The 12015-nt window shown below is 71.9% G+C and carries 12 protein-coding genes; 6 read left to right on the top strand and 6 right to left on the bottom strand.

The annotated features are described in order from the left end of the window. Positions 1 to 47 precede the first annotated feature (47 nt). The 4 genes from BU52_RS19350 (at position 48) to BU52_RS19335 (ending at position 4023) form a co-directional block, all read left to right on the top strand. Positions 48 to 1001 (top strand): ABC transporter ATP-binding protein, encoded by a 954-nt coding sequence (locus BU52_RS19350; RefSeq protein ID WP_037935995.1) that lies wholly within the window; start codon positions 48 to 50, stop codon positions 999 to 1001. Positions 1002 to 1003: 2 nt separating this feature from the next. After that, the gene (locus BU52_RS19345) at positions 1004 to 1777 is read left to right on the top strand and encodes an ABC transporter permease (protein WP_037935993.1); all 774 of its coding nucleotides are present in this window, start codon (positions 1004 to 1006) and stop codon (positions 1775 to 1777) included. A 120-nt stretch (positions 1778 to 1897) separates the two neighbouring features. Next, a complete protein-coding gene (locus tag BU52_RS19340) occupies positions 1898 to 3133 on the top strand; it encodes an ABC transporter ATP-binding protein (RefSeq protein WP_037935992.1) in 1236 nt (411 codons plus the stop codon). Then, entirely contained in the window at positions 3130 to 4023 is an 894-nt protein-coding gene (locus BU52_RS19335; protein WP_037935991.1) for an ABC transporter permease subunit, read from the top strand. The genes BU52_RS19340 and BU52_RS19335 overlap by 4 nt, the downstream gene beginning before the upstream one ends. Before the next feature lie 7 nt (positions 4024 to 4030). Here the strand turns inward: BU52_RS19335 and BU52_RS19330 are convergent, their stop codons facing one another. Further along, positions 4031 to 4363, bottom strand: coding sequence for a hypothetical protein (locus BU52_RS19330; protein ID WP_037935990.1), 333 nt, complete (start codon positions 4361 to 4363; stop codon positions 4031 to 4033). A gap of 241 nt (positions 4364 to 4604) precedes the next feature. On the opposite strand from BU52_RS19330, the gene BU52_RS19325 reads away from it, so the two are divergent. Continuing rightward, positions 4605 to 5633, top strand: a complete 1029-nt coding sequence (locus BU52_RS19325; RefSeq protein WP_037935989.1) for an LLM class flavin-dependent oxidoreductase — start codon at positions 4605 to 4607, stop codon at positions 5631 to 5633. Between the two features lie 82 nt (positions 5634 to 5715). Here the strand turns inward: BU52_RS19325 and BU52_RS19320 are convergent, their stop codons facing one another. Further along, the gene (locus BU52_RS19320; RefSeq protein ID WP_037935988.1) at positions 5716 to 6108 is read right to left on the bottom strand and encodes an SCO5389 family protein; all 393 of its coding nucleotides are present in this window, start codon (positions 6106 to 6108) and stop codon (positions 5716 to 5718) included. Between the two features lie 288 nt (positions 6109 to 6396). Between BU52_RS19320 and nucS the strand changes: the two genes are divergently transcribed. Further along, positions 6397 to 7068, top strand: a complete 672-nt coding sequence (gene nucS / locus BU52_RS19315; RefSeq protein ID WP_037935987.1) for an endonuclease NucS — start codon at positions 6397 to 6399, stop codon at positions 7066 to 7068. A 70-nt stretch (positions 7069 to 7138) separates the two neighbouring features. Here the strand turns inward: nucS and BU52_RS19310 are convergent, their stop codons facing one another. From BU52_RS19310 to BU52_RS19295, 4 genes are all read right to left on the bottom strand, one after another. After that, positions 7139 to 9658 carry an ATPase AAA gene (locus BU52_RS19310; protein ID WP_037935986.1) on the bottom strand — a complete coding sequence of 840 codons (2520 nt, stop codon included), beginning with the start codon at positions 9656 to 9658 and terminating at the stop codon, positions 7139 to 7141. Positions 9659 to 9917: 259 nt separating this feature from the next. Beyond that, positions 9918 to 10241, bottom strand: coding sequence for an STAS domain-containing protein (locus tag BU52_RS19305; protein ID WP_024884536.1), 324 nt, complete (start codon positions 10239 to 10241; stop codon positions 9918 to 9920). A gap of 156 nt (positions 10242 to 10397) precedes the next feature. Continuing rightward, positions 10398 to 11246 carry a 3-hydroxyacyl-CoA dehydrogenase family protein gene (locus BU52_RS19300; protein WP_037935984.1) on the bottom strand — a complete coding sequence of 283 codons (849 nt, stop codon included), beginning with the start codon at positions 11244 to 11246 and terminating at the stop codon, positions 10398 to 10400. A gap of 125 nt (positions 11247 to 11371) precedes the next feature. Then, positions 11372 to 12013 (bottom strand): TetR/AcrR family transcriptional regulator, encoded by a 642-nt coding sequence (locus tag BU52_RS19295; protein ID WP_037935982.1) that lies wholly within the window; start codon positions 12011 to 12013, stop codon positions 11372 to 11374. Positions 12014 to 12015 lie beyond the last annotated feature (2 nt).

Here is a 12015-nt window from a genome sequence, read left to right as displayed (position 1 = left end):
CTGTCACTGAGGTGGCAGAGGGCTCCGTCCCGTTCTAGCGTGGCCGCATGATCGAGCTCGAGGGGCTGACGAAGCGGTACGGCGAGAAGGTGGCGGTCGACGATCTGACCTTCACCGTCAGACCGGGCATCGTCACGGGGTTCCTCGGTCCGAACGGCGCCGGCAAGTCGACCACCATGCGGATGATCCTCGGCCTGGACCACCCCACCGCCGGGGACGTGCGGATCGACGGCACGCACTACGACCGGCTCAAGGACCCGCTGACGTACATCGGCGCGCTGCTGGAGGCCAAGGGCGCGCACCCGGGCCGCAGCGCCTACCACCACCTGCTGTGCCTCGCGCAGAGCAACGGCATCCCGACACGGCGGGTGCACGAGGTGCTGGACGCGGTCGGCCTGACGGCGGTGGCGCGGAAGAAGGCCAAGGGGTTCTCGCTCGGCATGGGCCAGCGGCTCGGCATCGCGGCGGCGTTGCTCGGCGACCCGCGCATCCTGATGTTCGACGAGCCGGTCAACGGTCTCGACCCCGAGGGCATCCACTGGATCCGCACGCTGATGAAGTCGCTCGCCGCGCAGGGCCGCACGGTCTTCGTCTCCTCCCACCTGATGAGCGAGATGGCACTGACCGCCGACCACCTGGTGGTCATCGGCCAGGGGCGGCTGCTCGCCGACACCTCGATGGCCGAGTTCATCGAGCGCAACTCCCGCTCCTGGGTCCGGGTACGCAGCCCGCAGCGGGAGCGGCTGCTCGACGTGCTGCACCAGGGCGGGATCACCGCGGTGGAGAGCGGTGACGGCGCCCTGGAGGTGGACGGCTCCAAGGCGGAGTACGTCGGGGAGCTGGCGGCCCGCCACCGGCTGGTGCTGCACGAGCTGAGCCCGCAGCAGGCGTCGCTGGAGGAGGCGTTCATGCAGTTGACCGCGGAGTCGGTGGAGTACCACGCGCACACCGGCCCGCCCGGGCCCCCGCAGCAGTGGGGCGACGGCTGGAAGAGGGGCTGAGCATGGCGGCAACGCAGGTCGTCCGGTCGGAGTGGACCAAGATCCGGTCGGTGGCGTCCACCGTGTGGACGCTCTCGCTGGCGGTGGTCGTCACCATCGCGCTCGGCATGCTGATCTCGGCGCTGTCGAGGAGCGAGTTCGACTCGATGAGCACGCGGGACAGGCTCTCCTTCGACCCGACGTTCATCAGCTTCGCCGGGATGAGTCTCGGTCAGCTCGCGATGATCGTGTTCGGGGTGCTGGTGGTGTCGAACGAGTACAGCACCGGCATGATCCGCGCCTCGCTGGCGGCCGTGCCGAAGCGCGGCACCTTCCTGTTCAGCAAGCTCGCCGTCGCCACCGCGCTGGCCCTCGTCGTCTCCATGGCCACCAGCTTCGCCGCCTTCTTCCTTGGCCAGGCCATGCTCGGCGAGCACAAGGCGTCCCTCGGCGACGAGGGGGTGCTGCGCGCGGTCATCGGCGGCGGCCTCTACATGACGCTCATCGCGCTGTTCTCCATGGGCGTCGCCGCGATGCTGCGCTCCCCCATGCTGTCGCTGGGCATCCTGATGCCGTTCTTCTTCCTGATCTCCAACATCCTCGGCAACGTCGACGCGACGAAGAAGGTCGGCCGGTTCCTGCCCGACCAGGCCGGCAGCAGGATCATGCAGGTGGTCCCGCCCCTCGACGACGACACCCCCTACGGGCCCTGGGGCGGCCTGGGCATCATGGCGCTGTGGGTGGCCGCCGCGATCCTCGGCGGCTACGTGCTGCTGAAGCGGCGCGACGCGCAGTGAGCCCCGGCCCGGGGCCGGTTTCCACCCGGCCTTGGGCGGAACCGTCAGCGCCCCGATATCCTCCTAACCCTTACGGGGGCGTGCGCCCTGCTGTCCTGAACCTTTCGATGGGTGCGGAGCATGATCGAGGCAGTCGGCCTGACCAAGCGGTACGGCGACAAGACCGCTGTGTACAACCTTTCCTTCCAGGTGCGTCCCGGCGCCGTCACCGGATTCCTGGGCCCCAACGGCTCCGGCAAGTCGACGACGATGCGGATGATCCTCGGCCTGGACAACCCCACCGCGGGCCAGGTCACGATCGGCGGCTATCCGTACCGCAAGCTGCCGAACGCCCCCCGTCAGGTCGGCGCGCTGCTGGACGCCAAGGCGGTGCACGGCGGCCGGTCCGCCCGCAACCACCTGCTGAGCCTCGCCCAGTTGTCGGGCATCCCGGCCCGCCGGGTGGACGAGGTCCTGGGCGTCGTGGGGCTGCACGACGTGGCGCGCCGGCGGTCGAAGGGCTTCTCCCTGGGTATGGGCCAGCGGCTCGGCATCGCCGCCGCGCTGCTCGGCGACCCCCAGGTGCTGCTGTTCGACGAGCCCGTCAACGGCCTCGACCCCGAGGGCATCCTCTGGGTGCGCAACCTGATGAAGTCGCTGGCCGCGGAGGGCCGTACGGTCTTCGTCTCCTCCCACCTGATGAGCGAGATGGCGCTGACCGCCGACCATCTCATCGTCATCGGCCGCGGACAGCTGATGGCCGACATGAGCGTGACGGACTTCATCTCCGCCAACTCCGCCGACTTCGCGCGGGTGCGCACGCCGGACAGCGAGCCGCAGCAGCGGGAGAAGCTGTCCGTCGCGATCACCGAGGCCGGCGGTCATGTGCTGCCCGAGCAGGACGGCGCGCTGCGGGTGACGGGACTGCCGCTGCCGCGCATCAGCGACATCGCCCACGACAGCGACGTACGGCTGTGGGAACTGTCGCCGCACCAGGCCTCGCTGGAGGAGGCGTACATGCGGATGACGCAGGGCGCCGTCGACTACCGCTCGACCACCGACCAGAAGGCCGGGCTCCAGCAGCCGTTGCCGCCCGGCGCGCAGCCGCCGGTGCCGGTTCCGGGTCAGGGCCAGCCCGGCTGGTACGCGCCTCCGCCGCCACAGCAGGGCGGGCAGCCCTTCACGCCGCAGGGCACGCCGTCGCAGGCTCCCGCGGGCCCCTACGGCGCTCCGGGCGTCCCCGGAGCGGCCCCGGGCGCCCAGGCCCCCAACCCGTACGCGCAGCCCGCCCCGCAGGCCCCCGCGGGTCCGGCTCCGGCCGCCCCGCCCCCGTCCGCCCCGTCCGCCGACCTGACCAAGCCCGAGGACGCCCGATGAGCACGCCCCCGCCCCCGATGCCGCAGAGCGCCGCACCCGACTGGCGGGCGGCGCCCGGTGCCGCCCGTCCCGCCCCCGGCCCGGCGGGTGCCGGATACACCTCGCCGATCCCCGTGGTGCGCACCCACCTCGGGCACGCCCTCGCCTCCGAGTGGACGAAGATCAAGTCCGTGCGCTCCACGATGTGGACGCTCGGCGTGTTCGTCGCGCTGGTCGTCGGCATCGGCGCGCTGACCGGCATGGTGGTCGCGAGCTCCGACCCCGACCTGGGCGGCGAGAGCCCGCTGTCCCTCGGCTTCTTCGGACTGCTGCTGGGCGGCATGTGCGTCATCACGCTGGGCGTGCTGACCACCGCCTCGGAGTACGGCACGGGCATGATCCGCACCACGATGGTGGCCTGTCCCTCGCGCGGGCGGGTGCTGGCGGCGAAGGCCCTGGTGTTCTTCGGGCTCGCCTTCGTGGTGACGCTGGTGTGCGCCACGCTCATCGGCTTCCTGCACGTGGCGCTGCTGGAGGAGTACAACGCCAAGGACCCCTCCGGCGAGGAGTGGCTGAAGGGCACGGTCGGCGTCTCGCTCTACCTGGCGCTGCTCGGCACGCTGTCGCTGGCGATCGGGTCGGTCATCCGGCACTCGGCGGGTGCCATCACCATCATGATCGGTGCCGTGCTCGCCCCGCTGGTGATCGCGCTGTTCATGTTCTCGTCCTCGCTCGAGGACGTGCAGCAGGCGCTGTTCGAGTACTCCATCCCGAACCAGATGAGCATCTTCTACGCCAACTCCCTCTCCGACTCCGGCCCGTCCGGCTGGGACCCGCTGTGGATCATGCTGGTCGCCACGGGGGCGGCGCTCGGCGGCGCCTTCGCCCTGCTGGAGAAGCGCGACGTGTAGCGGCGCCTCAGAACCTCGGCGCGTCACGGGACCGCCGCACCCGCGTGGTGCGGCGGTCCTTCGCGTTCCAGCACGCCTTGTGCCAGTGCCGGCGGTCGTCGACCCCCGCGTGCTCCGGCCAGGCCACCACGTGCGGCACCCCGTCCGGGATCAACTGGTCGCAGCCGGGGCAGCGGTAGGCCTTGCCCCGGGCGCTGGCGCCCGCCACGTGCCGTACGTTCCACTCCTCGTCCTGCCAGGTCTCCGTGGACTGCCAGCCGCCGTAGCGGCCGGAACGGTCGTCCTCGGCGCTCCGGCCGGACGAACCGGCTCCCTTGGGTCGGTTGCGACGCGGGGACACAGGACACCTCACGGGGCTATACAGGATGCTGGGGCCGCGTCCAGCCTACGCGGCACGGGCAGGGGTACGCGTACGGCACCAATCGCCACAAGTCCCCTCCGTGGCGGCGCGACGCCCCTCCACGACGTCGCATTCTGCAGACAATCCGCAAAATCGCTCGCCCGCCCGTGTCCTCGGCACGTGTCGGGCGGTTATGCCCTGCGGGGGAGCTCCGCGTCGGAGCCAAGGAAGCAGGAAAGCGATGCGCGTTGGAAGTTTCGTGTTGGCCGCCCGGTTCCCCGGGCAGGGCGAGGGAGAGGCGCTGCACCGCGCGGTCCGCTCGGCCGAAGTGGCCGAGGAGGCGGGGCTCGACACGGTCTGGCTGGCCGAGCACCACTTCGTGCCCTACGGCACCTGCCCCTCCGCCGTCACCCTGGCCGCGTTGCTGCTCGGCCGCACCCGCAGGCTGCGGGTCGGGACGGCGGTCAGTGTGCTGCCCACCACCCACCCGGTCGCCCTCGGCGAACAGGCGGCCCTGCTGCACGTCACGAGCGGCGGCCGGTTCTCCCTGGGCCTCGGGCGCGGCGGGCCGTGGGTCGACCTGGAGGTGTTCGGGGGCGGACTTGAGGCGTACGAGAAGGCATTCCCGGAATCACTCGATCTGCTGGTGCGCTGGCTGCGCGAGGCGTCCGTCGGTGCCGACGGCGAGCGGTACCGCTTCCGTGAGGTGCCCGTCGTCCCGCGCCCGTCGGAGTCCCTGACCGAGACCGAGGGCCCGGAGGTCGTCGTCGCCTGCACCTCCCCGGCGAGCGTACGGCTGGCCGCCGAGCGCGGACTGCCGATGCTGCTCGGTATGCACGTCGGGGACGAGGAGAAGGCCGAGATGGTCGCTCTGTGGCGCGAGCACGCGCGCGCGTGCGGCCGGCCGGCCCGGGAGATCCACGGCGCGGCCCACGTCTCGGCGGGCGTCTGCCAGATCGCGGACCGGCGCACGGACGCGGCGGAGATCCTGCTGAAGGCGATGCCGGGCTGGCTGAGGCAGGGGCTGGAGGCTCATGTCACGGTCGACGGGCGACCGCGGCAGATGCGCGACCCGCTGGCGTACACCGAGCTGCTCTGCGGGCTGCACCCGGTGGGCACGCCCCGGCTGTGCGCCGACCGGCTCGCCGCGACCAGCGAGCGGACCGGCATCTCCCGCTTCGCGCTGCTCGTCGAGGGTTCCGGCGACCTCGCGGCGACGGAGGAGAACGTACGGCGGCTCGGGGCCGAGGTACTCCCCCAACTCGCCTGAGCGAGCCGGGTCCACGTACGGCTTGCCGCCCCGGTACAGAACGCACCTCCCGCGTACGGAGCGGCAAGCTGACGATGGCGCGTCAGCAGTCGCGCAGTTCCGGCGACTGGTTGAGCAGCTGGTTGCGCACCGAGGTGAAGCGGGCCAGCGTCTCGTCGACCGAGGAGTCAAGCGGGAACACGGCCACCCGGTGGCAGTTCTGGAAGGCGAGCCGTACACCGAAGTGCCGCTGCAGCGCGCCGCGTATCGCGTCACTCGCGAGCGCACGCAGCAGCTGACCGCGTGCCTGCTCGTCCGGCGGGGGCGTCTGGTTGTCGGCGAAGGGTCCGCCGTCCACCTTCAGCTGGGCCACCAGGGAGCTGACCATCTCCCATGCGTAGGGCAGGGAGGTCCGGACGCAGTCGACGAATTCTGCATCGTCGACCTCGCCTCGCTCGGCCTTCTCGAGTAGGGCCGGTGAGACGTCGAGCGACATGGGTTCTCCTCTCGCACCCCCAACGAGCAGGGGTTGCCTGACAGATAAAGGAGTGCGCGAAATCGGGCACGCTGCGTACACGGTTCGCGACCTCCCGTTCACTACCGTAAGCAACGGACCGTGACCGCACCAGGAGAATGCGCGGATGGGGAACTTCCTGTGGGCCGGTAATCAGCCATCGCCGAACACGCGTTTTCCAGGAGATTCGGGACGCGCCCCATGGGTCGCACGGGGTGGCTGTGAGGGCGGATCGCGTCGACCCCGGCCGGTCGAGTAGCGTTGCCGACCATGCGTCTCGTCATTGCCCGCTGCTCCGTGGACTACGCCGGACGGCTCACCGCGCACCTGCCGTCGGCACCCCGTCTGATCCTGGTCAAGGCCGACGGCAGCGTCTCGATCCACGCCGACGACCGGGCCTACAAGCCCCTGAACTGGATGTCGCCCCCCTGCACGCTGAAGGAGGGCACCGGCGAGGAGGAGGGCGTCTGGACCGTCGTCAACAAGGCGGGCGAGAAGCTCATCATCACGATGGAGGAAGTCCTGCACGACTCCTCGCACGAACTGGGCGTCGATCCGGGCCTGATCAAGGACGGCGTGGAAGCGCACCTCCAGGAGCTGCTCGCCGACCGCATCGACACACTCGGCGAGGGATACACCCTCATCCGCCGCGAGTACATGACCGCGATCGGCCCGGTCGACATCCTGTGCCGGGACGCCGAGGGGCGGACCGTCGCGGTGGAGATCAAGCGGCGCGGCGAGATCGACGGCGTGGAACAGCTCACGCGCTACCTGGAGCTGCTGAACCGCGATCCCCATCTCGCCCCCGTGCGCGGCGTCTTCGCCGCGCAGGAGATCAAGCCGCAGGCCCGGGTCCTCGCGACCGACCGGGGCATCGGCTGCCAGGTGCTCGACTACAACGCGCTGCGGGGCATCGAGGACGACAAACTGCGTCTGTTCTGAGCGGTCGCCACGACGGACCGAGGGCCGGGTTCCGGGCGGGAACCCGGCCCTCGGGCGTGACGGCGACCGGTCAGATCACCGGCTGCGAGCCGCTGGGCGTGCCCGCGCTGCTCTGCGGGGCGCCGGCGGAGGTGCTCGTCTGCACGGGGGTGGACGCGGCCGGGCCGCTGGCCGAGTCGCTGGTGGACGGTTCCTCCGGCGGCGTGGTCACGGTCTCGGTCGGCTCCGGCGTGGTCTCGGTGCCGGTCGGCTCCGGGTCCGGGTCGCTGGGGGCCGGCGACGTGGTGGTGGGCGGCTTGGTCGACTTCGTGGGACTGGAGGTCGGCGACGTCGACGGTGTCCTCGTCGGGTCGTCCGGCTTCGTCGTCCCGCTCGGCCCGGCCGACGGCTCGGCCGACTCGCCGGCCGTCGGCGTCGGGTCGTCCGAGGTGCCCAGCGTGCCGTCCGGACCGGGGTCGGTCGGCCTGCTGGTGGCCTCACCGGTGTCGCCCTCGTCCCCGGCCGCCGGCTCGGCGCCGAGGCTCCCGTCGTCGATGCCCTGGCTCGCGGACGGATTGACGCCGACGTTCTCCGACGGCGTTCCGGCGTCGTTCTCGGACGTCGCGCCCAGGGTGACCACCGTGCCCAGCACGGCGACGAGCAGCGCGCCCGCGCCAGCCGCCACCAGATTGCGCCGGGCCAGGCCCCTGAGACCGCCGCCCGCCCTGGCCGGAGACGGGGGCGGGGACGGCACCGTGCGGCTGACGACCAGGGCGGTGTCGGTGGGCGGCTGCAGCTGAGGGAAGGCCGTCGGCACCCCGCGCGGCGGCGAGGCCGACTCCTCGTGGTGCACCTCGGGCAGGTCGTCCCCCATGGTCGCCATGAGGGAGAGCGGGATCCCGGAACGGTCGGCGACCAGGGCCAGCGCCCTGCGCCCCGCGACGGCGCCGCGCTTGTCGGCCAGGGCACCGCGCAGCCCGATGGACGCCTCCAGTTCGGCGCGCGACCGGTCGAGCTGTCCGGCACACAGCGCGTGGACGCCGAGCTCGTGGTGGAAGTAGGCCTGTTCACCCACGTCCCCGGCGAGCCGGGCGGCCTCCGTACCCGCCCGCAGCGCCTTCTCCCAGGCGCTCCAGTGCAGTCCGGCGGCGAACGCGGGCGCGGCGGTGCGGGCGAGCTGCACGGCGGTGCTGGGCTCGCCCTCCGTGGTGGCCGAGGTGAGCGGCGACAGCACGGCGAGCGCGGCGAGCACCGCGTCGGCCTCGGCGCACACCCGTGCCGGGGTGACCGAGGGGTGCCCCGCCCACCAGGCGTAGTGCTGGGCGGCGGCGCGGACCTGGGCCTCGGCCTCGTCGGCGTACCCGGCGGCCTCGAGCTGGGCCGGCACCCCGGCGGCGAGCCGGTAGCGGGAGCCGGCCGGGGAGACCAGACCGCAGGCGACCAGCTCGCCGAGGGCGGCGTCGGCGTGGGTGTCGCCCACGAGGGCGGGCAGATGCGCCTGGTGCGGCACCTCGCCGCCGAGCGCGACGGCGAACCGCAGCGTGGCGCGGGCGGACGCGCTGAGCCGGGAGGCGAGCAGCGGGGCGGGCGCGGCGGCCTCGCCGAGCGAGGGCAGCGGCACCTCGTCGCCGTCGGCGGGGTCGGAGGGCACCTCGTCGGGCCGTACGTCCTCGAAGACGCCGAACTCGTCGACGGCGCCGGCGCCGGCCCGCAGCCGGTCGCGCTGCCGGAGCAGGGCGCCTGCCTGGACGAACCGCAGCGGCAGGCCCTCGGACTCGAACCAGAGGTCGCCGGCCCAGTTCGACTCGTCCTCGGTGAGGCGGCGGCCGACGGCGTGTTCGATCAGGTCGAGTCCGGCCGCGCGGTCGAGACCGGGAAGGGCGACCTCCTCGATGCCGGCGTCGGCGGAGGGCTCGGGCACGTCCGGGGCGGCGGCGAACAGGAACGCGCACTCGGGAGTGGCGTCCAGCAGCTCGTCGAGGGCGGCGCCGCCGAACTCCAGGTCGTCCAGGACGACGACGGCACCGATCCCGCGGACGCACTCGACCAGTTCGGCACGCTCCGGGCGGTGCAGCGGGGCGTTGTGAACGGCGTAGAACAGGTCGTGGAGCAGATCGTCGGCGGAGCGGCGCAGGCCGTTCAGCCGGACCACGCCGTCGGGGGCGAGGTCCGCGCAGTCCTCGGCGACGACGTCGAGGAGCCGGGTGCGCCCGGAGCCGGCGGGGCCGGTGACGCGCACGGAGCGGCCGCGGGCGAGCAGGCGGACCAGCGTCTCGCGCTCGTCCTGACGCGCCAGCAGCGGCAGCGCGGGCCGCGCCGGGCCCGGCGGGACGGGCGGTCTCGCCGCGCGCCCGACCTCGGCGCGCTCGGCCTCCGTCAGCTTCGCGGGGCGGGCCGGCCGTTCGGCGGGCGGGCAGGGCTCGATCTCGCTGCCGTCGACCGGATTGACGGTCAGCAGGAAGTCGCCGGAGACGAGCTGCACCGTGCGGGCGAGCGCGGGCGCGTGATGTCCGAAGTCGGATGTGAGGGACTCCCGGGGAGGACGCTGACGCGGCGCACCCGTGTCACCGTCGTGGCCGTACTCCTCGGGTCCCGTGGTGTTCGGGTCCATAGGTCCTAGCCCCCAAAAGCGTCGTGGCTGAAGCCCTCCCCGGCCTCGCTGCACACCGCGCTGTCGCTTCTGGTCCGGGCCCGCTCGAGGGTTGCATGCAGCGGGCAGCCGAACCCTAAACCTTCGCTCAGTATCCACGACAGTCCGGGGTACCGCGCCGTCCGAGACGTCACGGTCTCGTGAGGATTGTGCACGCGTCGCACGGCTTGCCGAGGCCGGCCCGGGTTCCACGGATCGTCCACCGCACACCTGTACGGGCTCACACGCGGGGCAGCGTGTCCACCCCGATGCCCCCCTCGATCGCGAGGATCCGGTGCAGCCGGGTGGCCACCAGCAGTCGCTGCATCTGCGGCGGTACGTCGCGCAGCACCAGGCGCCGGCCGCACCGGCCGGCCCGTCGGTGGGCTCCCATGATCACGCCGAGTCCGGTGGCGTCCCAGGAGTCCAGTTCGGACAGGTCCAGCACCAGGTCGCCGGCTCCGTCGTCGACGGCCGAGTGCAGGACCGTACGGGCGTCCGCCGCGCTGCGGACGTCGAGGCGGCCCCCGACGACCAGCTCGGCGTGGTCGCCCCTGATGTGCATATGCGCTCCCCGTGATGCGTCTCGTGCTCCGTGTTTTCCTGACGGCCGGTGATGCAAGCTCTGACTGCGTGGCGCCCGCAGAGGTTGCTGGCTGTAAGCGAACCGATACCGAATTCACCCCGGCGTGTGATGCGCGCCGGGGCGAGTGAGCGGTGATCAGTGCTCGTAGAAGCCCTGCCCGCTCTTGCGGCCGATGTCACCGGCGTCAACCATCCGGCGCATCAGCTCGGGCGCGGCGAACTTCTCGTCCTGGGACTCGGTGTAGATGTTGCTCGTGGCGTGGAGCAGGATGTCCACGCCGGTGAGGTCGGCGGTGGCCAGCGGTCCCATGGCGTGACCGAAGCCCAGCTTGCAGGCCAGGTCGATGTCCTCGGCGCTCGCCACGCCCGACTCGTGGAGCTTGGCGGCCTCGACGACGAGGGCGCAGATGAGGCGGGTGGTGACGAAGCCGGCGACGTCGCGGTTGACGACGATGCAGGTCTTGCCGACCGACTCGGCGAACTCCCGCGCCCGGGCGAGGGTTTCGTCGCTCGTCTTGTAGCCGCGGACCAGCTCGCACAGCTGCATCATCGGCACCGGCGAGAAGAAGTGGGTGCCGACGACCCGCTCCGGGCGCTCCGTCACGGCCGCGATCTTGGTGATCGGGATGGCGGAGGTGTTGGAGGCGAGTACGGCGTCCTCGCGCACGATCTTGTCGAGCGCGCGGAAGATCTCGTGCTTGACCTCGAGCTTCTCGAACACGGCCTCGACCACGACGTCCGCGTCCGCACAGGCGTCCAGGTCGGTGGTCGTGGTGATCCGCGCGAGGGCGGCCCCGGCGTCCTCCGCCTCCAGCTTCCCCTTGCTCACGAACTTGTCGTACGACGCCTTGATCCCGTCGGTGCCCCGCGTCAGCGCCTCGTCGGTGACGTCGCGCAGGACGACCTCCCAGCCCGCCTGTGCGGACACCTGGGCGATGCCGGACCCCATGAGACCGGCCCCGATGACGGCGAGCTTGCGTGCCACTGTGCGACTCCCTGGATACGCGCTGTCTTGTTCTCCAGAAGCGGACATTAGCGTTCGCGGGGCGCCGTGTGACCGGTAAGTAACGCGCGTCACGTCTCACATGACGGACATCACACCGGAGCGGGTCAGGGAGCGCCCCGGACGGCGTACTTGAGCACCTTCGGGCTCAACAGGCCCTCCATCTCGTCCAGCAGGGCCAGGGTCTCGCGGGACACCTCGTGGCGGTCGCGGCCGGCGATCATGGCGCGTCCGATGACCCCCATCACCGTGTGGTGGACCCAGTTGAGCTGGCCGGCGATCAGGGTCGGCAGGGGGTCGTCGTCCGGTGCGCCGGTCTCCTCCCGCAGGGTCTGCTCCAGGTCGTCCTGGACCTCCTGCTGGATCGCCCACAGCCGCGAGCGCAGGGGCGGAGCGTCGTGGATGACCCGCATGAAGCGGTCGTAACCCTCCATCAGGCCGACCCGGGGCGAGACGGCCTCGACCTCCTCCCGGAGTTCGCGCAGCACCGCGTCGGCCGCGGACTCGCCGACACCCCGGCCGCGCACCCAGCGCGAGAGCCGGTCGACGACGCCCTTGCTGCGGTCGAGGAAGAGGTCCTCCTTGGTCGGGAAGTAGTTGTAGACGGTGTTCACGGAGACGTCCGCGGCCTCCGCCACCTCGGCGATGGTCACCGTCACGAAGCCGTGCTCCAGGAACAGCCCGGTGGCGATGTCCGAGATCCGCTGTCTGGTCTCGCGCTTCTTCCGCTCCCTGAGCCCTTCTGCCATGC

It is taken from the genome of Streptomyces toyocaensis (assembly GCF_000725125.1).
In the GTDB taxonomy this organism is placed as follows: Bacteria; Actinomycetota; Actinomycetes; order Streptomycetales; family Streptomycetaceae; genus Streptomyces; species Streptomyces toyocaensis.
The sequence above is the reverse complement of the archived record's forward strand: the minus strand, read 5'-3'. Positions and strand labels throughout refer to the sequence as shown.